The sequence below is a fragment of the Kitasatospora sp. NPDC048662 genome, assembly GCF_055587065.1.
The window spans coordinates 290,802-310,118 of record NZ_JBVJHA010000001.1 but is presented as its reverse complement, the minus strand read 5'-3'; the positions used below and the strand labels follow the sequence as shown (position 1 = coordinate 310,118).

Annotated in this window: 16 protein-coding genes; 13 read left to right on the top strand and 3 right to left on the bottom strand. The window is 73.5% G+C overall.

Annotation, left to right across the window (positions count from 1 at the left end):
* Nucleotides 1–140: 140 nt before the first annotated feature.
* Complete coding sequence (locus tag ACZ6R9_RS01430; RefSeq protein ID WP_100587127.1) at nucleotides 141–782, bottom strand: TetR family transcriptional regulator; 642 nt, start codon at nucleotides 780–782, stop codon at nucleotides 141–143.
* A gap of 307 nt (nucleotides 783–1,089) precedes the next feature.
* On the opposite strand from ACZ6R9_RS01430, the gene ACZ6R9_RS01425 reads away from it, so the two are divergent.
* Both ACZ6R9_RS01425 and ACZ6R9_RS01420 read left to right on the top strand, forming a co-directional pair.
* Nucleotides 1,090–3,384 carry an outer membrane protein assembly factor BamB family protein gene (locus tag ACZ6R9_RS01425; RefSeq protein ID WP_380484411.1) on the top strand — a complete coding sequence of 765 codons (2,295 nt, stop codon included), beginning with the start codon at nucleotides 1,090–1,092 and terminating at the stop codon, nucleotides 3,382–3,384.
* A 110-nt stretch (nucleotides 3,385–3,494) separates the two neighbouring features.
* Entirely contained in the window at nucleotides 3,495–5,090 is a 1,596-nt protein-coding gene (locus ACZ6R9_RS01420; protein WP_465535750.1) for a hypothetical protein, read from the top strand.
* A 35-nt stretch (nucleotides 5,091–5,125) separates the two neighbouring features.
* Here ACZ6R9_RS01420 and galE read toward each other — a convergent pair whose 3' ends face one another.
* Complete coding sequence (gene galE / locus ACZ6R9_RS01415; protein ID WP_380484415.1) at nucleotides 5,126–6,100, bottom strand: UDP-glucose 4-epimerase GalE; 975 nt, start codon at nucleotides 6,098–6,100, stop codon at nucleotides 5,126–5,128.
* 113 nt (nucleotides 6,101–6,213) lie between these two features.
* Here galE and ACZ6R9_RS01410 point away from each other — a divergent pair, with 113 nt between their 5' ends.
* The gene (locus ACZ6R9_RS01410) at nucleotides 6,214–7,329 is read left to right on the top strand and encodes a S1C family serine protease (RefSeq protein ID WP_380484417.1); all 1,116 of its coding nucleotides are present in this window, start codon (nucleotides 6,214–6,216) and stop codon (nucleotides 7,327–7,329) included.
* Between the two features lie 95 nt (nucleotides 7,330–7,424).
* Here the strand turns inward: ACZ6R9_RS01410 and ACZ6R9_RS01405 are convergent, their stop codons facing one another.
* Nucleotides 7,425–8,576, bottom strand: a complete 1,152-nt coding sequence (locus tag ACZ6R9_RS01405; RefSeq protein WP_380484419.1) for a sensor histidine kinase — start codon at nucleotides 8,574–8,576, stop codon at nucleotides 7,425–7,427.
* Nucleotides 8,577–8,851: 275 nt separating this feature from the next.
* On the opposite strand from ACZ6R9_RS01405, the gene ACZ6R9_RS01400 reads away from it, so the two are divergent.
* The 10 genes from ACZ6R9_RS01400 (at nucleotide 8,852) to ACZ6R9_RS01355 (ending at nucleotide 19,281) form a co-directional block, all read left to right on the top strand.
* Complete coding sequence (locus ACZ6R9_RS01400; protein ID WP_380484421.1) at nucleotides 8,852–9,259, top strand: NADH-quinone oxidoreductase subunit A; 408 nt, start codon at nucleotides 8,852–8,854, stop codon at nucleotides 9,257–9,259.
* On the top strand, nucleotides 9,250–9,924 hold the full coding sequence (locus tag ACZ6R9_RS01395; protein WP_465535746.1) for an NADH-quinone oxidoreductase subunit B: 675 nt from the start codon (nucleotides 9,250–9,252) through the stop codon (nucleotides 9,922–9,924). Before ACZ6R9_RS01400 ends, ACZ6R9_RS01395 begins: the two co-directional genes overlap by 10 nt.
* Nucleotides 9,921–11,507: an NADH-quinone oxidoreductase subunit C gene (locus ACZ6R9_RS01390; protein WP_465535744.1), complete on the top strand. Its 1,587-nt coding sequence runs from the start codon at nucleotides 9,921–9,923 to the stop codon at nucleotides 11,505–11,507. Before ACZ6R9_RS01395 ends, ACZ6R9_RS01390 begins: the two co-directional genes overlap by 4 nt.
* A complete protein-coding gene (gene nuoH, locus ACZ6R9_RS01385) occupies nucleotides 11,504–12,463 on the top strand; it encodes an NADH-quinone oxidoreductase subunit NuoH (protein ID WP_380484427.1) in 960 nt (319 codons plus the stop codon). The genes ACZ6R9_RS01390 and nuoH overlap by 4 nt, the downstream gene beginning before the upstream one ends.
* The gene (locus tag ACZ6R9_RS01380) at nucleotides 12,463–13,014 is read left to right on the top strand and encodes a NuoI/complex I 23 kDa subunit family protein (RefSeq protein ID WP_380484430.1); all 552 of its coding nucleotides are present in this window, start codon (nucleotides 12,463–12,465) and stop codon (nucleotides 13,012–13,014) included. The genes nuoH and ACZ6R9_RS01380 overlap by 1 nt, the downstream gene beginning before the upstream one ends.
* Nucleotides 13,011–13,628 carry an NADH-quinone oxidoreductase subunit J family protein gene (locus tag ACZ6R9_RS01375; protein ID WP_380484432.1) on the top strand — a complete coding sequence of 206 codons (618 nt, stop codon included), beginning with the start codon at nucleotides 13,011–13,013 and terminating at the stop codon, nucleotides 13,626–13,628. Before ACZ6R9_RS01380 ends, ACZ6R9_RS01375 begins: the two co-directional genes overlap by 4 nt.
* A 2-nt stretch (nucleotides 13,629–13,630) precedes the next feature.
* Nucleotides 13,631–14,023: an NADH-quinone oxidoreductase subunit NuoK gene (nuoK, locus tag ACZ6R9_RS01370; protein WP_465535741.1), complete on the top strand. Its 393-nt coding sequence runs from the start codon at nucleotides 13,631–13,633 to the stop codon at nucleotides 14,021–14,023.
* Nucleotides 14,020–15,984, top strand: coding sequence for an NADH-quinone oxidoreductase subunit 5 family protein (locus ACZ6R9_RS01365; RefSeq protein ID WP_380484436.1), 1,965 nt, complete (start codon nucleotides 14,020–14,022; stop codon nucleotides 15,982–15,984). Before nuoK ends, ACZ6R9_RS01365 begins: the two co-directional genes overlap by 4 nt.
* Before the next feature lie 238 nt (nucleotides 15,985–16,222).
* Nucleotides 16,223–17,749: a complex I subunit 4 family protein gene (locus ACZ6R9_RS01360; protein ID WP_465535739.1), complete on the top strand. Its 1,527-nt coding sequence runs from the start codon at nucleotides 16,223–16,225 to the stop codon at nucleotides 17,747–17,749.
* 32 nt (nucleotides 17,750–17,781) lie between these two features.
* Entirely contained in the window at nucleotides 17,782–19,281 is a 1,500-nt protein-coding gene (locus ACZ6R9_RS01355; protein WP_465536770.1) for an NADH-quinone oxidoreductase subunit N, read from the top strand.
* Nucleotides 19,282–19,317: the final 36 nt, after the last annotated feature.

The following is a 19,317-nucleotide window of genomic DNA, read 5'->3' as shown; positions in this document are numbered from 1 at the left end:
CTCCCGACCGCCCCTGCGCTTCGTTGTCTGGTGCGGATGACACCCCGCGGTACGTCGGCGAACCTCCCCCGAGGACACGGCCGCGTCCGACGCACCCCGGACAGGAACCGGGGCCGGGCGTCACTGGACTGGACTGAGTGTTACTTCGGCGGCTTCTTTCCGGTGACTCCGAGGTACACCTGGAGCGCCAGGCTGGGCTTGAGGTCCTTGACCTTCACGCCCCACGAGGTGAACGCCTTCGAGTGCTCCGCGGACGCGGCCAGCAACGTCACCAGGGCGCCGGCGATCGCCGACCCGTCGACCGTCTTGTCGGTCTTGCCCTGGGTGTTGCGAACCGCTTCGGCAAGCGGAGCCGCCACCGAGTTGAGGACCTTCATACGGATCTTGAAGAACCGCTTGTCCCCTTCTGCGGCACCGAGTGTGATCACTCGGAGAATGGCGTCATTCTTGCGCCAGAAGGCGAGGAATCCGTCCACCAGTTCTTCGGAAGTGGTGAAGCCGGTCTTTCCCGCCCAGGACTTTCCATCGACGAGCTCTTTGAGCCCGCCGCTGTCCTCGGCCATTTCCTCGGCGATCTCAAGGACTGCGCCCTCGACATCCGGGAAGTACTGGTAGAAGGTCGCGGGGGAGGTACCCGCCATACGGGCGACGTCGATGACCTTGACGTCACGGTACGGCGACGTGCTGAGCATCTCGCGGAGGCAGTCGAGCAGCTTCTGCCGCGTCTCCTGTCCGCGCCGCCCGGCGACGCGACCGTCGACGGTGCGAACTTGTCCTGTCATGCCGTCAGCTTACCGTGGCACGATCTTGGCGCGATTCGGTAGTGCGACTATTAGTCCGCTCGTGGGGAGAATCAACGACTTTTCAGCGTGTGTTGTTGCCCCCCCGTGCACTGATGACCTCACAGCGTGACGACAAGTCAGCTTCGAAGGGTTCGGTGGAGGCCGCGGGCCCGCTCGGCGGCCCCCGGGCCGCCCTACCAGACCGGGGGACACGGGCGGGGGAGATTGGCTCCAGGACGGCGGGCATTGGAGAATCGGGGGCGCGCCACCGCCGGGGGGCGTTGGCTGAAGGGGAGGTGGCTGCGGAGTGGACCAGCTGACGGCGCACGATCCGAGGCGGATCGGGCCCTTCGAGGTGCTGGCCCGGCTCGGCGCGGGCGGGATGGGTCTGGTGTACCTGGCCCGGTCGGCCTCGGGTCGCCGGGTGGCCATCAAGACCGTCCGCAGCGAACTGGCCGAGGACAACCTGTTCCGGGTCCGTTTCGCCCGCGAGATCGCCGCCGCCAAAACGGTCGGCGGCTTCTACACCGCCGCCGTGGTGGACGCCGACGCCGACGCCGCGGTCCCGTGGCTGGCCACCGCGTACGTGCCCGCGCCCTCGCTGGAGGACCTGGTCACCGACTGCGGGCCGCTGCCCGCCGACGCGGTGCGCTGGCTGACCGCCGGCATCGCCGAGGCGCTGCAGTCCATCCACGCCGCCGGGCTGGTGCACCGCGACCTCAAGCCGTCCAACGTGCTGGTGGTCGAGGACGGGCCGCGGGTGATCGACTTCGGGATCGCCGCCGGGGTCTCCAGCACCCGGCTCACCATGACCAACGTCGCGGTCGGCACCCCCGCCTACATGTCGCCCGAGCAGGCCCGCGACAGCCGCAGCGTCACCGGCGCCAGCGACGTGTTCTCGCTCGGCTCGCTGGTGGTCTTCTGCGCCACCGGGCACCCGCCGTACCGGGGCACCAACCCCGTCGAGACGGTGTTCCAGCTGCTGCGCGACCAGCCCGACCTGTCCGGGCTGCCGGCCGAACTGGTCGACCTGGTGCGGGCCTGCATGCGGCCCGCGCCCGAGCACCGGCCGACGCCCGCCCAGATCCAGGCCGAGCTGGCCCCGCACCTGTTCTCCCGGGCGGACGCCTCCGGCGAGGCCGGGGACTGGCTGCCGCCCGCCGCGCTCGACCTGATCGAGGCCAAGCGCAGCAGCCGCCGCCCCGTCAGCCAGCCGCCCCAGCCGCAGCCCCAGCCGGTCGTGGTGCCGCCGCAGCCGGTCGCCCCGCCGTCCGTGCACGTCGCGCCGGTCGCGGCGCCCTCCGAGGCCGAGGTGGCCACCGAGCGGATGCGCCCGCACCAGCGGCCGGTGCCCGCCGCGCCCGGCGGCGACGGCGAGGTCCGGCTGGCCGGCGCGCACGTGCCGATAGGCCCCGGGCCCCGGGTGGAGCCCGTCGCGCCGTCCGCCGCCCCGGTCGGCACCGACTGGGTGCGCCGCACCCCGGCGCCGGCCGCCCCGCCGCAGCCGCCCGCCGCCCGCTGGCGGCCCTGGCGGTTCCGGATGTCCAACGACGTGTGGGGCACCCCCGTGGTCGCCGACGGAACGCTGTTCGTCTCCAGCTTCGAGGTGCACGCCCTGGACATCCGCTCCGGCGAGCGCCGCTGGAAGACCCGCGACGTCGCCTGGGCGCTGGCCGTGGACGGCGGCCGGGTGCACGCCGCCGACGGGCCGCACCTGTACACCGTGGACTCCGCCGACGGCACCGAGCGCTGGCGCAGCTCCCTGGACGGCTGGGTGTATTCGCTGGACGCCGCCGACGGCGTACTGTGCTGCGGCATCCGCGGCGGCGGCGTGCAGCTGCGCTCGGCCGCCAGCGGCGCCGAACTGTGGCGCGCCGACGACGCCCAGCAGGAGTACGAGAACCCGCAGTCCGGCCCGGCGCTGATCGCCGGCGCCGCCTACTACCAGGGCGCCGGCCGGCTGCACTGCGTGGATCCGCGCGGCAGCGGCGTGCGCTGGGCGTTCCCGGTCAGCGGCAAGGTGCCGGCCCGGCCGGTGGAGCGCTCCGGCGTGCTGTACCTGACCTCCGGTCAGCGGGTGCACGCGTTGGACGCCGCCACCGGCGCCGAGCGCTGGCGGTTCGACGCGCCGGTGGTGCTGTTCACCCCGCCCGCGGTGGACGACCGGGCGGTGTACGTCGCCGACTACCTCGGCACCCTGTACGCGCTGGACGCCGCCACCGGCCACGGCCTGTGGCGGGCCGGCACCGCCTCCCGGCAGGGCGCCGAGCCCGCCGTGGTCGCCGACGGCACGGTGCTGCTGGGCTCCGGCGACACGCTGTTCGCCTTCGACAGCGCCACCGGCCGGGAACGCTGGCGCTACGCCGCCCGCGCCGACCTGGTCGGCTCCCCGGCGGTCGCCGACGGTCTGGTCCACCTGGGCAGCCGCGACCACTCGCTGCACACCCTGGAACTCGCCACTGGCCGATTGCGCTGGGAACTCGGCACCAAGGGCGAACTGACCGGCTCCCCGGTCGCCGTTGACGGCCGGGTTTTCGTGGGCTCCAAGGACCGTTGCGTATACGCCCTGGACTCCTTCTACGGCACCGCCGTCCCGCACTGACGCCGGTAGGTGACTCTCTTCCCCGAAGGGGGCGACCGCGGGTCAAGCCTTGGCATACCCTCCCCCAAATGGTCACCGCATTCGGTGATCGACAAAGGGAGGGAACCCGCATGTCCATCTCCTTCGACCGGCGCCGCTCCGCCGTCGCCGCAGCCGCTCTCGGCGTGGTGCTCGCCGCCACCGGGGTCGTCGCCCCCGCGGCGGGCGCCGCCGAGCACGCGGCCGCACCGGCCGGCCTGCGCAGCATGCCCAGCACCGACTGCGCCGGCGGCACCGTGCTCGGTCTCACCGACCTCACGCTGTTCGCCGAGGCCTCCGCCTCCGGGAAGGTGGAGTTCCAGCTGCTGCGCTCCGGCACCGAGGCGCCCGTCGACGACGTCACCCTGTCCGCCACCCCCGGCACCGCCGCCGTCCGTCTGCTGTCCCGTGACGTCCTGACGGCCGCGGCGGGCGGCGCGATCACCGACTTCGGCTGGAAGGCCCGCGCCCAGGGCGGCCAGGTGCCCGGCGAGTGGTCCACCACCTGCCACTTCCGCTACGACCCGACCGCGCCCACCGCCGCTCCGGCGCTGTCCGTCCCCGGCGGGCTGGTGATCGGTACGCCCGCGCAGATCACCGTCACCGCCGGGCCCGGCCAGCCGCCCGCCGCCTACTCGTACCAGGTCGGCTCCGACGCGCGGAGGACCGTCACGGCCGACGCCTCCGGCAACGCCGTCCTGACCGTCACGCCCACCGGCGCGTACAGCACCCTGACCGTCACCCCGCTGTCCCCGGGCGGCAACCCGGGTCCGGCGGCCACGGCCGGGCTGTCGGCGGCGGAGCCCGTGCGGGTCGCCGGTGACATCGACGGCGACGGGCGGCCCGACCTGCTGCTGGTCGGCGGACAGCTCGGCCTCGGCGACGGCCTGTGGCTCGCCAAGGGCCAGGGCGGCGGCGCGCTCGCCCCCGCCGTCCAGGTCGGCGCGGCCGGCACCGGGCGGAACGCGCCGGGCAGCGCCGCCGACTGGAACGGCGTGCTGGCGGTGGGCGGCCGGTTCAACGGCAGCACGGCGGACGGCGTGCTGGCCTACCTGCCGAGCGTGGGCGTCGGCACCGCGCTGCCCTACGCGGCCGGCGGGTTCGACCCGTCCAAGTCGGTCAACATCGGGCAGCACGTCTTCGACGACGGCACCGTGCGGGTCGAGCGGGTCGCCGACGCCGGTGAGCTGTACCAGGCCGCGAACGGGTACCCGACCGGCTTCCGCACCACGGACAATCTGCTGGTGCTGGCCGGCGGCAAGCTGTTCGTCGTGGGCAGCGCCGGCATCCCCGGCGGCTACGGGAGTCTGGGGTCGGCCGTCGAGCTGAGCGGCGTCAACCCGGCCGGCACCGGGGACTGGCACGGCTGGACCATCACCACCGCGGTGGTCGGCGCGGGGCGCCTGCCCGGCCTGTTCGCCCGCAACGATGCGGACGGTTCGCTCTACTACTACGCCGCTTCGACGCTGACCGGTCCGTTCCTCGGCGACCCGATCGGCGCCCCGGTGCTGGTCGCCGCCAGTGGCTGGGACGCCGCGGGCAAGCCGGTGCTGCAGGGCACCGACCTGGACGGCGACGGCCTCGCCGACCTGTGGGCGGTGGACCCGCAGGGCAACGCCACCGGCTACCGCTTCGACGGCACCACGCTGACCGCGCTGGCCACCTCGCCGGTCCACCCGGCGAGCTGACGCGCCCTTGGCCCCGGGCCGGTGTGGTCCGGGGCCTACGGGTGGCGGTGCTGCCAGCCGGCCCAGGCGGAGGCGATCATGGCGCGGACGTCGTGGCGGGCGGTCCAGCCGAGTTCGCGGTGGATCAGCTCGGCGGAGGCCACCACCCGGGCCGGGTCGCCGGGGCGGCGGGCGGTCACCTCGGGGGCGGTGTCGAGGCCGGTGACCTCGGCGATCCCGGCGAGCATCTCGCGGACGGAGACACCGTGCCCGGTGCCGATGTTGAGGGTCAGCCGGACCTGCTCGCCGGGCGCGGTGGCGCTCAGCCGGCGGACGGCGGCGACGTGCGCGGAGGCGACGTCCGAGACGTGGATGTAGTCGCGGACGCAGGTGCCGTCGGGGGTCGGGTAGTCGTCCCCGAAGATCAGCGGGGGCAGCCCGGCGGTGAGGCGCTGGAGGGCCAGCGGCACCAGGTTGGCCGCGCCCGGGTCGGACAGCTCGGGGAGGGCGGCGCCCGCCACGTTGAAGTAGCGCAGCGACACCGCGGACAGCCCGTACGCGTCGGCGCAGGCGTTCAGCAGCCACTCGCCCGCCAGCTTGGTCTCGCCGTACGGGTTCATCGGCGCGCACGGCGTGGACTCGGTGACCAGCTCGACGTCCGGCATGCCGTAGACGGCGGCGGAGGAGGACAGCACCACCCGGCGCACGCCCGCGTCGACCGCGGCGGCCAGCACGATCCGCAGGCCCTCCACGTTCTCGTGGTAGTAGCGCAGCGGCTGGGCGACGGACTCGCCGACCTGCTTGCGGGCGGCCAGGTGCAGCACGCCTTGGACGCGGTGCTCGGTGAGGACGCGGTCCAGCAGCGGGCGGTCCAGCGTGGAGCCCGTCACCAGGGGGACGCCGGGGGGCAGGTGGGAGGCCGCGCCGGTGCTCAGGTCGTCCAGGACGACCACGGACTCGCCGGCCGCGACCAGCTCCCGGACGACATGACCGCCGATGTAGCCGGCCCCGCCCGTGATCAACCAGGTCATGGCCCGATCCTAGACGGCCGCCTTCCGGGTGGGGGCGGGTGTGTCTGGGCGGCTATTCGGACATTTCGCTGAAATGCTGACAAAGTCCTGTCCCGTGACCGGAGGTGGCAGCCGTGCGCCCGAAGAAGGAACCGACCCGCCCGCTTCCGGCCGGCCCCCGGCCCACCGGGCCCAGGCGGTGGCTCGGCTCGGCGGCGGTGCTGGCCTCGGCGGCGCTGCTGGTCACCGGCTGTTCCAGCGCCCACAAGGGATCCGGGTCCAGCACGGCGGCCGGCGCCACCACGAGCGCGCCCGCCCCGTCCACCAGCAACCAGACGGAGCAGGACTACCAGCAGGTGATCAACCAGGTGCTGCCCTCGGTGGTGCAGATCACCGCGGGCGACAGCCTCGGCTCCGGGATCGTCTTCGACGACAAGGGCGACATCGTCACCAACGCGCACGTGATCGGCACCGCGCAGACCTTCACCGTGACGCTGGCCAACAGCAGCAAGCCGCTGAACGCCACCCTGGTGGGCAGCTACCCGCAGTCCGACCTCGCGGTGATCAAGCTGAGCAGCCCGCCCAGCGGCCTCAAGCCCGCCACCTTCGCGGACAGCGCGAAGGTGGCGGTCGGCCAGATCACGCTGGCCATGGGCAGCCCGCTGGGTCTCTCCAGCAGCGTCACCCAGGGCATCGTCTCGGCGGTCGGACGGACTGTCAGCGAGCCGTCGAGCTCCGGCTCGCCCGGCGCCACCATCGGCAACATGGTGCAGACCTCGTCCGCGATCAACCCCGGCAACAGCGGCGGCGCGCTCGTCAACCTCTCCAGCCAGGTGATCGGGATCAACACGCTGACCGCGGTGGACCCGGAGCTGGGCAACGCGGCGGCGCCCGGCATCGGCTTCGCCATCCCCGCCGTCACCGTGACCAGCATCGCCAGTCAGCTGATCGCCAGCGGCACCGTCACCAACTCCGGGCGGGCCGCGCTCGGGGTGACCGTCCGCCCCTTCTTCAACGCGAACTTCCAGCCCGCCGGGGCGGTGATCGTCTCGGTGACCTCCGGCGGACCGGCCGACTCCGCGGGGCTGCAGGCAGGCGACGTGATCACGAAGATCAATGACACCGCGATCCCCACCCCCGCCGCGCTGACCAGCGCACTGGCCTCGCTCTCCCCGGGCGACAAGGTCACGGTCGGCTACCAGCGCGACGGGCAGAACCAGACCGCGGAGGTCACCCTCGGGACGCTCTAGGGCCGCCCGCTCGGGCCCGGGGTGCCGCACCGCGCAAGGGAGGCGGCACCCCGGGCCCGTCCACGCCCGGGCCCGTCCACGCCCGGACCGGACCGTCAGCCCCGGCCGGCCCGGGTGCGCCAGGGGAGCTCGACCGTCACCGAGGTCGGGCCGCCGACCGGGCTGGCCACCACGAACACGCCGTCCACCGACTCGGCGCGCTCGGCCAGGCCGGCCAGGCCGCCGCCGGGCCGTATCTCGGCGCCGCCCTTGCCGTCGTCCTGCACCGTCAGCATCAGCCGGCCTTCCTGACGCCAGAGGTCCACCGTGGCGGAGCGGGCGCCGGAGTGCTTGGAAGCGTTGGTGAGCAGCTCGCTGACGGTGAAGTAGGCGATGCCCTCGACCGCCGAATCGGGGCGCTCCCCGCCCAGCTCGACGTGGACCTTGACGCCGCCCGGCAGCGTGCAACGGGCCGCGACCGAGGACAGCGCGGCATCCAGCCCGCGGTCGGTCAGCACCGCCGGGTGGATGCCCCGGGCCAGATCGCGCAGCTCCTGCAGCGCCAGCTTCACCTCGCCGTGCGCCGCGTCGACCATCTTCTGCGCGGCCACCGGATCCTCCGACAGCTTCTCCTTGGCCAGGCCGAGATCCATCGCCAGCGCCACCAGCCGGGCCTGCGCGCCGTCGTGCAGATCCCGCTCGATGCGGCGCAGATCGGCGGCGGCGTGGTCGACCACCGCGCCCCGGTCGTCCTCCAGCTCGCGGACCCGCTCCTCCAGCGCTCCCGGCGACAGCAGGCTCTCCACCAGCAGCCGGGAGACCCACGCCAGCCCCCGCATCGCCCACGGCATCACCGGCCAGCCGACGGTCAACAGCACCACCGTCAGCGTGAAGCTGAGGATGCCCCAGGGCAGCATCAGCAGGCAGTACAGCGCGCAGCGCCAGCTCAGCCCGTCCGCGAGCGAGGCCATGACCCAGCCGGCCGTACCGGGGCGGGTGGGCACCAGCGGCCCCGGCTCGGCGACCCGGCTGCCCAGCGAGGCCCGGGCCCGGATCCGGCCCAGCCGGCCGAACAGGCGGCAGCACGTCAGCCCGAAGGCCAGCAGCGGCAGCCCGACGACCGTCACCGCCATGCCGACCCCCGTCCACAACAGCGTCACCATCACCGTGAAGGCGGCAACGCCGACCGGGAGGTTCAGCAGCTCGTGCTGGACCTCTTGCCACAGCTGCGGCCCGTACAACGACGGGCGCTTCGCCTTGTCCTCCATGTCGGCGCCCTCTCCCTGGTGTTCGCCGGTCTTTGACGATCACCAGCATCCCGGTTGCGGACAGCGGGTCGCCATGGTGCTGCACTCCGTCTTCGCCCGGGGGTTATCCCCACCCCCCGTGCTGAACCCCGCTCCCGACGGGCCGGCAAGTGGAATTCCACCGGGCGTCCACCGGACGTCTTGCAGAACGGGCAGATGGGGGAGTAGACGAGCGGTGCACATAGACTCCCGCGATAGCGATGGCTATGGACGGGCAAAGAAGAAGGGCGTAATCCATGGAGTGGCAGCCGCTCGCTGCCGACCCCGCCGCCGGCAGCGGTTACTTCGACGCCTACGCGGCGATCGGCCTGCTGGCGGTCATCGGCGTCCTCTTCGTCACGGTGGCCTTCACCGCCAACCGCCTGCTGCGACCAGTGGTCGACACCCCGGAGAAACTGCTCGCCTACGAGTGCGGCGTCGATCCGGTCGGCGAGGGCTGGGCGCACACCCAGATCCGCTACTACGTCTACGCCTTCCTGTACGTGATCTTCGCAGTCGACGCGATCTACCTGTTCCCGTGGGCCACGGTGTTCGCCGCCGCCGGCTTCGGGGCGGTCACGCTGGTGGAGATGTTCGTCTTCATCGGCTTCCTCGCGGTCGGACTGCTCTACGCCTGGAAGAAGGGCGTTCTGGAATGGACGTGACGCACACGCACGGGACGCCCGCCGACGGGCCGGTCCCGCTCGGCATCCCCGACCCGGCCAACCCCGGCGCCGCCGTCGAGCAGCGCCGCCTCGGCCCGCTCGCCCGGCTCGCCCCGGACCCGGTCAAGGTGGTGCTCAACTGGGGCCGCCGCTACAGCCTCTGGTGCTTCAACTTCGGACTCGCCTGCTGCGCCATCGAGTTCATCGCCGCGTCCATGGCCAAGCACGACTTCATCCGAATGGGTGTCATCCCGTTCGCGCCGGGCCCCCGGCAGGCCGATCTGATGATCGTCTCGGGCACCGTCACCGACAAGATGGCCCCCGCCGTCAAGCGCCTGTACGAGCAGATGCCCGAGCCGAAGTACGTCATCTCCTTCGGCGCCTGCGCCAACTCCGGCGGCCCCTACTGGGACTCCTACTCCGTCACCAAGGGCGTCGACCAGATCATCCCGGTCGACGTCTACGTGCCCGGCTGCCCGCCCCGGCCCGAGGCGCTGCTCCAGGGCATCCTCAAGCTCCAGGAGAAGATCGCCGCCGAGGACGTCCCGCAGCGCTACGCCGCACCCGCCGCCGCGCTGCGCCGCCCGCTCAAGGCTGCGCCCGCAGCGCCCGCTGGGGCCGCCGCGCCCGCTGGGCCGGCCACGACGGGGGAGGGGCAGCAGTGACCGAGACCCCTGACGTCCCTGCCGCGCCGACCCCCGCCGAGCGGGCCGCCGCCGCGATCGGACCGTGGGCGACCGCCGCCGAGGCGTACGACCTGCTCACCGTCACCGTCCCCGCCGAGCACTGGATCGAGGCGCTCACCGCCGCCCGCGACGTCCTCGGCCTGGCGTTCCTGGACTGGCTGAGCGCCGTCGACGAACTCGCCGAGGGCTTCGCGGTCTGCGCCCACCTGGCCGCCGTCGGCGAGCCCGGCCGGGTGCGCCGGCTGCTGCTGCGCACCCGGGTGCCGCGCGACAAGGCTGCGCTGCCGACCGCAGTCGGGGTCTACGCCGGCGCCGCCTGGCACGAGCGGGAGACCCGGGAGATGTTCGGCATCGAGTTCCCCGGCCACCCCTACCCGGCCACCCTGCTGCTGCCGGACGGCTTCGAGGGCCACCCGCTGCGCAAGGACTTCGTGCTGGCCGCCCGCGTTGCCAAGGACTGGCCCGGCGCCAAGGAGCCCGGCGAGTCCGACCACGGCGGCGGCCCGGCCCGACGCAAGATGCTGCCGCCCGGCGTCCCCGACCCGAACGAGTGGGGCCCGCTCAAGGGCACCCTGCCCCCGGTCGCCGAACGCCCCGCCCGCGCGGCCCGCGCCGGAGCCGGAGCGGGCGTGGACCGGCCCCGCCGCACCCGCAGCGTGGGGGAAGGTTCCGCGAGCCAGGCCCCGACGGCCCCGGACGCGCCCGCCACGGACGCGCCGCCGCCGGTGCGTGCCGACCGTCCGCGTCGCAGCCGCAGTGTGGGCGAGGGTTCGGTCAGCCAGACCGCCACGCCGGACGCCCCGGCCCCGGGCACTCCCGCCACCGACGTACCGCCGGTGCGCGCCGACCGTCCGCGTCGCAGCCACAGCGTCGGCGAGGGCTCAGTCAGCCAGACCGCGCCCGAGACACCGCCGACTCCCGAGACCCCGCGCCGCACCGCCCGGACCCAGTCGTCCGACGCCCCGTGGCACGCGCCCGTCCCGGCTCACGACGAGCCCACGAAGCCCGGTTCCGCGGAGGCGCAGCCCGAGGTCGCGAAGCCCGAGCCCGTGCAGGCCGAGCCTGCGGCGGCCGCAGCGAAGTCTGAGGCTGGGCAGGTCGGGCCCGCGAAGTCGGGGGCTGCGAAGCCCGAGCCTGCCGAGCCCGCGCAGGCCGAGCCCGCGAAGCCCCGGCCTGCGGAGGCGCGGCCTGAGATTGCGACGTCTGAGCCTGCGGAGGCGGAGGTCACGCAGCCTGAGGATGCGACGTCTGAGCCCGCGCAGCCCGAGCCTGCGAAGCGCGAGTCCGCGCAGGCCGAGCCTGCGAAGGCCAGGGCTGGGCAGGTCGAGCCGGGGCACGCCGAGTCCGTGCAGGGCGAACCCGTGAAGCCCGAGCCCCCAGAGGCGAAGCCCAGGCAGTCCGAGCCCGCGCAGCCCGAGCCCGCGCAGCCCGAGCCCACGGCGGCCGAGCCCGCGCAGCCCGAGCCCGCGGTGGCCGAGCCCGCTAAGCCCGAGTCCGAACAGGCCGAACAGCCCCAGCAACCCGAGCAGTCCGACGACAAGCAGAACGGAGACGGCGCGTGAATCTTCTCGACACGCTGCTGCGCTGCGTCGGCACGCTGGTGGCGTTTCTGGTGCTGCCGCTGGTGGTTGGGCAGGCTGAGCACAAGGTGATGGCGCACATGCAGGGCCGGCTCGGTCCGATGTACGCGGGTGGGTTTCACGGGTGGGCGCAGCTGGTTGCCGACGGTGTGAAGTTCGCGCAGAAGGAGGACGTCGTTCCGGCCGGGGCCGATCGGCGGATCTTCCGGTTGGCGCCGGCGGTCGCGTTGCTGCCGTATCTGCTGGTGCTGCTGGTGATTCCGGTCGGGCCGAACGGGCTGGTCGGGCAGGCGGTGGACGCGGGCATCTTCTTCGTGCTGGCGGTCATGGGTATTGGCGTGCTGGGCTCGCTGATGGGTGGCTGGGCGTCGGCGAACAAGTTCTCCTTGCTGGGCGCGCTGCGTACGGCCGCGCAGCTGATGTCGTACGAGTTGCCGATGCTGCTCGCGGCGGCGTCGGTGGCGATGGCGGCGGGCACCGTCTCGCTGCCGGGGATCGTGGACGCCTTCCACTGGTGGTGGGTGCCGTGGCAGCTGATCGGCGCGTTCGTGTTCTTCACGGCGGGCCTGGCGGAGCTTCAGCGTCCGCCGTTCGACATGCCGGTGGCCGACTCGGAGATCATCTTCGGCGCGTACACCGAGTACACCGGTCTGCGTTTCGCGCTGTTCCTGCTCGCCGAGTACGCGGGCATCGTGGTGCTCTGCGGACTGACCACGGTGCTGTTCCTGGGCGGTTGGCACGGCCCGTTCTCCGACGGCCTGGGCTGGCTGTGGACGCTGGCGAAGACCTTCGCGCTGGCGTTCGTGGTGCTCTGGCTGCGGGTCACCTACCCGCGGCTGCGCGAGGACCAGCTGATGCGCTTCGCGTGGACGGTGCTGATCCCGCTGGCCCTGGCCCAGCTCGCCCTCACCGGCATCGTCAAGGTGGCGATCTCCTGATGAAGTTCCCCGGCTCCGGCCTGGCCAAGGGCCTGGCCGTCACCATGCGCACGATGACGCGCAGGACCGTCACCGCGCAGTACCCCGAGGTGCAGCCCGAACTGCCGCCGCGCTCGCGCGGCGTGATCGCGCTGCTGGAGGAGAACTGCACGGTCTGCATGCTGTGCGCCCGCGAGTGTCCGGACTGGTGCATCTACATCGACTCCCACAAGGAGACGCTGCCTGCCGCCGACCCGAACGCCCGCGCCCGCACCCGCAATGTGCTGGACCGCTTCGCCATCGACTTCTCGCTCTGCATGTACTGCGGGATCTGCGTCGAGGTGTGCCCGTTCGACGCGCTGTTCTGGTCGCCGGAGTTCGAGTACGCGGAGACCGACATCCGTGAGCTCACCCATGAGCGCGACCGGCTGCGCGAGTGGATGTGGACCGTCCCGCCGCCGCCCGCGCACGACGCCGCTGCGGAGGAGCCCAAGGAGATCGCCATGGCCCGCAAGGCCGCCGACAAGCTGGCCGCGGCCGCTGCCGCCGCCGAGGAGGGGGAGCAGAGTTGAGCACCCTGCTGGCCGCGGCGGGCTCGCTGGAGCCCGCCGCGCGCTCGTACCTCTCGCCGACCGGGCAGGAGATCGTCTTCCTGCTGGTCGGTGTGCTGGTGCTCGGCGCGGCCGTCGTCTCGGTGACCACCCGGCAGCTGGTGCATGCCGCGCTGTGGCTGGTGGTCGCGCTGGGCGGGCTGGCGGTCGAGTTCCTGCTGCTGACGGCCGAGTTCGTGGCCTGGGTGCAGGTGCTGGTGTACCTGGGCTCGGTGGTCGTGCTGGTGCTGTTCGGCCTGATGCTGACCCGCGCCCCGATCGGCCGCTCCCCGGACGCCGACTCCGGCAACCGCCCGGCGGCGCTGGCCGTCGGCGTGGCCTCCGCCGCGACCCTGGTGACGCTGGTGGTGGACGCGTTCCGCTCGTCCTGGATCGACCTGTCCGGCCCGGCCGGTACCACCCGGCTCACCGGCGAGTTCCTGTTCTCGCACTGGGTGCTGCCGTTCGAGGCGCTGTCGGTGCTGCTGCTGGCCGCCCTGGTCGGCGCGATCGTGCTGTCCCGCGCCAAGGGCGACCGGACGAAGCCCCGGCCCGGCAACCTGCGCACCGCCCTGACGAAGACGAAGGAGCGCTGAGCGTGCACCTCGCCTACCCCGCCGTCCTCGCCGTGCTGCTGTTCAGCGTCGGCGTGTACGGCGTGCTCGCCCGGCGCAACGTCGTCCTGGTGCTGATGTCGGTCGAGCTGATGCTCAACGCCGTCAACCTCAACCTGGTCGCCTTCGACGTCTGGCTGCGCGACACCCTGCACGCCGGACAGGCGCTCACCCTGTTCACCATCACCCTCGCCGCCGCCGAGATCGGCCTCGGCCTGGCCATCGTGCTGCTGGTGTACCGCACCCGTGGCACCGCCGCCGTCGACCGGGTCACCGCGCTCGGCGACCGCCACGAGGCCGACGCCCAGGCCGACCCCCAGGCCGACGCCCAGGCCGACGAACCGGCCGACGCCGCGAAGGAGCAGGCCGCCGCATGAACCTCGCGCTGCCGATCCTCGTCCCCGTCCTGCCCGCGCTCGGCGCCGCCGCCGGCCTGGCCACCGGACGCCGTCACCCCGCCCTGGCCCGCCCGCTCGCGGTGCTGCCGGTCGCGGTGTCCGCCGTGCTCGCCCTGGTGGTGGCCCTCCAGCTGGGCACCGGCGCCACCCTGGACGCCGCCACCCGGCTCGCCCCCACCGGCGGCCCGGAGATCTCGCTGGCCCTGCACCTGGACGGCTTCAGCTCGCTGATCTCGGTGCTGGTCGGCCTGGTCGCCACCTGCGTGCAGATCTACTCCACCGCCTACCTGAAGGACGACCCGCGCTACCCGTCCTACGCGGCGCTGGTCTCGCTGTTCACCGCCGCGATGTTCCTGGTCGTCTACTCGGGCGACCTGATCGTGCTGCTGGTCGGCTGGGAAGTGATGGGCATCTGCTCGTACTTCCTGATCGGCCACCACTGGGAGACCGCCGACGCCCGGGCCGCCTCGCTGAAGGCCTTCCTGGTCACCAAGCTCGGCGACGTGCCGTTCCTGTTCGGCCTGTTCCTGCTCGGTGCGGACGCCGGGAGCTTCCGGATCGGCGAGGTGCTGAAGGCCGCCGGCGGCGGAGAACTGCACCACCCCACGCTGATCGCGCTGCTGCTGCTCGCCGGCGTGGCCGGCAAGAGCGCCCAGTTCCCGCTGCACACCTGGCTCCCGGACGCGATGGCCGGCCCGACGCCGGTGTCCGCGCTGATCCACGCCGCCACCATGGTCGCGGCCGGCGTCTACCTGGTGGCCCGGCTGCTGCCGGTGTTCCTGCAGTCCTCCGCCGCACTGGTGGTGCTGGCCGTGATGGCCGCCGTCACCATGGTCGGCTCCGCGCTGTGCGCGCTCGCCCAGGACGACCTGAAGCGCGTGCTCGCCTACTCGACGGTCGGCCAGCTCGGCTACATGACCGGCGCGCTGGCCTCCGGCGACCGGCAGGCCGCGGTGTTCCACCTGGTCTCGCACGGCGTGTTCAAGGCGCTGCTGTTCCTGGGCGCCGGCGTGGTCATCCACGCCGCGCACACCAACTCGCTCAGCGCGATGGCCCGGATGGACGGCCTGCGCCACCGCATCCCCGACGCCTGGTGGACCATGGGCATCGGCCTGGCCGCCCTGGTCGGCCTGCCGCCGCTGGCCGGCTTCTTCTCCAAGGAGTCGGTGCTCACCGCCGCCGAGCACGCCGCCCACGGCGAGGCCCTCACCGGCAGCCTCGGCCCGGCGTCCGCCGTGCCGACCGCCGTCGGCTGGACGGTGCTGGTGGCCGGCCTGCTCACCGCACTGCTCACCGCCGCCTACGCCGCCCGGCTGTGGCTGGCCGTCTTCTACGGCCGCTCCACGGACGGCACCGACCTCACCCCCCAGCCCGGCGCCCCGTACTCCCCGGAGCTCGACGAGGCCGACCCGGCACACGCCGAACCGGCCGCGATGCGCCTGATCCTGTGGGTCCTGGCGGTGCCCGCGCTGGCCTTCGGCGTGAGCGGGCTGCGCTCCGACTGGCTGCCCTCGCTGCTCGACGGCGAGTCGCTGCGTCCGTCCCCCGCCACCGCCGTGCTCGGCACCGGCATCGCCCTCGCGGGCCTGCTGATCGGCTACGCCGCCTGGCGCACCGTCACCGCCCGCACCGCCGCCGGACAGCCCGCCGGCGACCCCGGACGGCTGCTGCTCGGCCCGCTGTACCGGTCCGCCCAGCACGGCTTCGGCGTCGACCGGCTGTACAGCACCCTGTTCGTCCGGCCCACCGAGGCCGCCGCCAAGCTGGTCCGGTTCCTGGACCGGGCCGTGGTGGAGACCTACGTCCGCGGCGCGGGCGCCGCGCCCGGCTGGCTCGGCCGCGCCGTGCGCTTCGCCCAGACCGGCAACGCCCAGGGCTACCTGAACGCGCTGCTCGCCGGGGCCGTCCTGCTCGCCGTCCTGGTGGCGGTGGGATCGTGACGCACCCCCAGTTCCCCGTTCCGGCACGCAGGGTCTGTCCGGCCGATCTTGCCGGGCGCGCGACGCCGGATCATCCCGCCTGGAAGCACCGGCAAACCGCCCAAGTACACCCAGTACGAGGACGGTTCGCCGGCACTCCCAGCCGGGCGCGAAATGGGGGTACCTCCCAGCCCCCAAGGGCTGGGGGAGACGCGCGCCTTTCCGACAAGATCGACCGGACAGACCCTAGGAGCCACCGATGAACGCGGTCCTCATCGCCCTCCTGGTGCTGCCGCTGCTCGGCGCCGCCCTGATGCTCGCCCCGATCGGCGACCAGCGGGCACTGCGCCTGGGCACCACCTTCACCGGCGCCACGCTGCTGCTGGCGATCGCCCTCGCCGCCGGCTTCGACCACGGCGCGCCGAGCCGGATGCAGGCCGTCACCGACGTGGCCTGGATCCCCGCGCTGGACGTGCGCCTGCACCTCGGCGTGGACGGCATCTCGCTGCCGCTGCTGGTGCTCACCGCGCTGCTCACCTTCCTGTGCGCGGTGTACTCGGTGAAGAAGCTCCCGGCCGGCCCCGGCGGCCGCGCCTTCACCGGGCTGCTGCTCCTGCTGGAGACCGGCATGCTGGCCACCTTCGCGGTGCTCGACCTGGTGCTGTTCTTCCTGGCCTTCGAGATCGTGCTGATCCCGATGTACTTCCTGATCTCCCGCTGGGGCAGCGGGCAGAAGGTCGCCGCGGCCAACCGGTTCATCCTGTACACCCTGCTCGGCTCCGCCGTGATGCTGCTCGGCTTCCTGCTGATCGGCGTCAAGGCGGGCACCTTCGACATGGTGAAGCTCGCCGACGCGCACGGCGCCGGCCTGTCCCACACCACCCAGCTGATCGCCGCGCTGGCGATCCTGGTCGGCCTGGCCGTGAAGGCCCCCGCCTGGCCGCTGCACTCCTGGCTGCCCGACGCGCACACCGCCGCGCCGACCGTAGGCTCGGTGCTGCTCGCGGGCGTGCTGCTGAAGATGGGCACCTACGGCCTGGTCCGGGTGCTGCTGCCGATCGTCCCGGGCGGCACCGCCACCTACGCCCCGTACCTGGGCGCGTTCGCCGCCGTCGGCATCGTCTACGGCTCGCTGGCCTGCCTGGCGCTGGCCCGGACGGGCGCCAAGGGCGACCTGAAGCGGCTGATCGCGTACTCCTCGGTCGGCCACATGGGCTTCGTGCTGCTCGGCATCGCCTCGCTCACCCCGACCGGCCTGAACGGCGCGCTGTTCGCCAACATCGCGCACGGCCTGATCACCGGCCTGCTGTTCTTCGTGGTCGGCGCCGTCAAGGACCGCTACGGCACCGCCGACCTGGACACCCTCGCCGGTGCCACCGGCGCCGCGCTGTACGGCCGCGCCCCCCGGATCGGCGCGCTGCTGGCGTTCGCCGCCGTCGCCAGCCTCGGCCTGCCCGGCCTGGCCGGCTTCTGGGGCGAACTGCTCGCCATGTACGGCGCGTTCGACCCGGCCGCCGGCTTGTCGCGGCCCGCCTTCGTCACCTACATGGTGCTGGCCGGCCTCGGCACCCTGCTGACCGCCGCCTACCTGCTGGTCGTGGTCCGGCGGGTCTGCATGGGCGACCCGAAGCAGCCCGCCCCGGTCGCCGACCTGCCCGACCTGCAGGGCTACGAGGCCGCCAGCTGGACGCCGCTCGCCGCGCTCACCCTGGTGGCGGGCCTGTGGCCGGCGCTGCTGCTCGGCCTCTCCGACCCGGCCGTCAAGCACCTCCTCGGGAGCGGCTGATGACCATCACTCACGACCTGGGGCAGCCCGTCATGACTCCGCTCGCCGTCGCCGACCCGGGCGGCCTGATCCAGTCCGTCGACTGGGTGGCCGTCGCCCCGCCGCTGATCGCCGCGCTCGCCGCCCTCGCCGTACTGGTCGCCGACCTGTTCCTGCCCGTGGCCCGCAAGCGCCTGCTCGGGTGGCTGAGCGCCGCCGGGCTGCTCGCCGCGCTGGCCGCCCTGCTGCCGCTGGTGCTCGGCGACACCCGCTCCACCTTCTGCTTCACGAGCGGCGGCTGCTCCTACACCGCCGACCACTTCGCGCTCGCCTTCCAGCTGCTCGTCCTCGGCGGCGCGCTGCTCACCGTGCTGCTCTCCCTGCACACCGTCGAGGACGAGAAGCTGCCCGGCGGCGAGTACTGGTTCCTGCTGCTCTCCTCCGCCTGCGGCGCCGCCCTGCTGCCCGCCGCCCGCGACCTCGCCACCCTGGTGATCGCCCTGGAGGTCGCCACCCTGCCCGCGTTCGCCCTGGTCGCGCTGCGCCGGGACGGCCGGGGCGCGGAGAGCGCGCTCAAGTTCTTCCTCTCCTCCGTCACCGCGACCGCCGTGATGCTGCTCGGCGTCAGCTTCGTCTACGCCGCCGCCGGAACGATCCAGCTCCAGGGCATCGCCGACGGCCTGGCGCACGCCCCCGCCCAGCTGAAGCCGCTGGCCGAGGCCGGCGCGGTGCTCACCCTGGTCGGCTTCGCGTTCAAGACCGCCGCCGTCCCCTTCCACTTCTGGGTCCCCGACACGTACGTCGGCGCGCCGCTCCCGGTGGCGGGCTACCTGTCGGTGGTCGGCAAGGCCGCAGGCCTCTCCGGCCTGGCGCTGGTCACCACGCTCGCCTTCCGCCCGTACGGCCACACCTGGGGCCTGGTGCTGGCGGTGCTGGCCGCGCTGACCATGACGGTCGGCAACGCGGCGGCGCTGCGCCAGCGCGCCGACACGCCGTACGGTGCGGTGCGGCTGCTCGCCTGGTCCTCGGTCGGCCAGGCCGGCTACCTCCTGGTGCCGCTGGCCGCCGCCGGGTACGCGGACTCCGCCGAGCCGCTGGGCGCGACGGTGGCGTACGCGCTGATCTACGGCCTGGTGAACCTGGGCGCGTTCGGCGTGGTCGCGCTGGTCGGCGGCACGGGCCGGCTGGAGTCGTTCCGCGGACTGGCCTCGCGCAACCGCTGGGCGGCGTTCGCGCTGGCGTTCTTCCTGCTCTGCCTGGCCGGTCTGCCGCCGGGCGTGGTCGGCCTGTTCGGCAAGGTCGTGGTGTTCCGGGCGGCCGTGGACGCGGGCCTGGGCTGGCTGGCCGTGGTGATGGCGGTGAACGTCGTGATCGCGCTCGCCTACTACCTGAAGTGGACCGCCCTGCTGTTCGCCCCGTCCACCGAGCAGCTCGCACCGCGCCGCGTCCCGGCCTCGCTGGCCACCGCGCTCGGCCTCGCGGCGAGCGGCGCCGTGGTGCTGTCGGTGGCCCCGCAACTGGTGCTTCAGGTGGTGTCGGGCAGCCTGTTCTGACCTGTGGTCGAATGCCGAAGGGAACGATCGGGCCAG

Bases quoted from the DNA above. Each gene is read 5' to 3' on its own strand.
- ACZ6R9_RS01430 (WP_100587127.1), bottom strand. From the start codon at position 782: ATGACAGGACAAGTTCGCACCGTCGACGGTCGCGTCGCCGGGCGGCGC.
- ACZ6R9_RS01420 (WP_465535750.1), top strand. From the start codon at position 3,495: ATGTCCATCTCCTTCGACCGGCGCCGCTCCGCCGTCGCCGCAGCCGCT.
- galE (WP_380484415.1), bottom strand. From the start codon at position 6,100: ATGACCTGGTTGATCACGGGCGGGGCCGGCTACATCGGCGGTCATGTC.
- ACZ6R9_RS01405 (WP_380484419.1), bottom strand. From the start codon at position 8,576: ATGGAGGACAAGGCGAAGCGCCCGTCGTTGTACGGGCCGCAGCTGTGG.
- ACZ6R9_RS01400 (WP_380484421.1), top strand. From the start codon at position 8,852: ATGGAGTGGCAGCCGCTCGCTGCCGACCCCGCCGCCGGCAGCGGTTAC.
- ACZ6R9_RS01395 (WP_465535746.1), top strand. From the start codon at position 9,250: ATGGACGTGACGCACACGCACGGGACGCCCGCCGACGGGCCGGTCCCG.
- ACZ6R9_RS01380 (WP_380484430.1), top strand. From the start codon at position 12,463: ATGAAGTTCCCCGGCTCCGGCCTGGCCAAGGGCCTGGCCGTCACCATG.
- ACZ6R9_RS01365 (WP_380484436.1), top strand. From the start codon at position 14,020: ATGAACCTCGCGCTGCCGATCCTCGTCCCCGTCCTGCCCGCGCTCGGC.
- ACZ6R9_RS01360 (WP_465535739.1), top strand. From the start codon at position 16,223: ATGAACGCGGTCCTCATCGCCCTCCTGGTGCTGCCGCTGCTCGGCGCC.
- ACZ6R9_RS01355 (WP_465536770.1), top strand. From the start codon at position 17,782: ATGACTCCGCTCGCCGTCGCCGACCCGGGCGGCCTGATCCAGTCCGTC.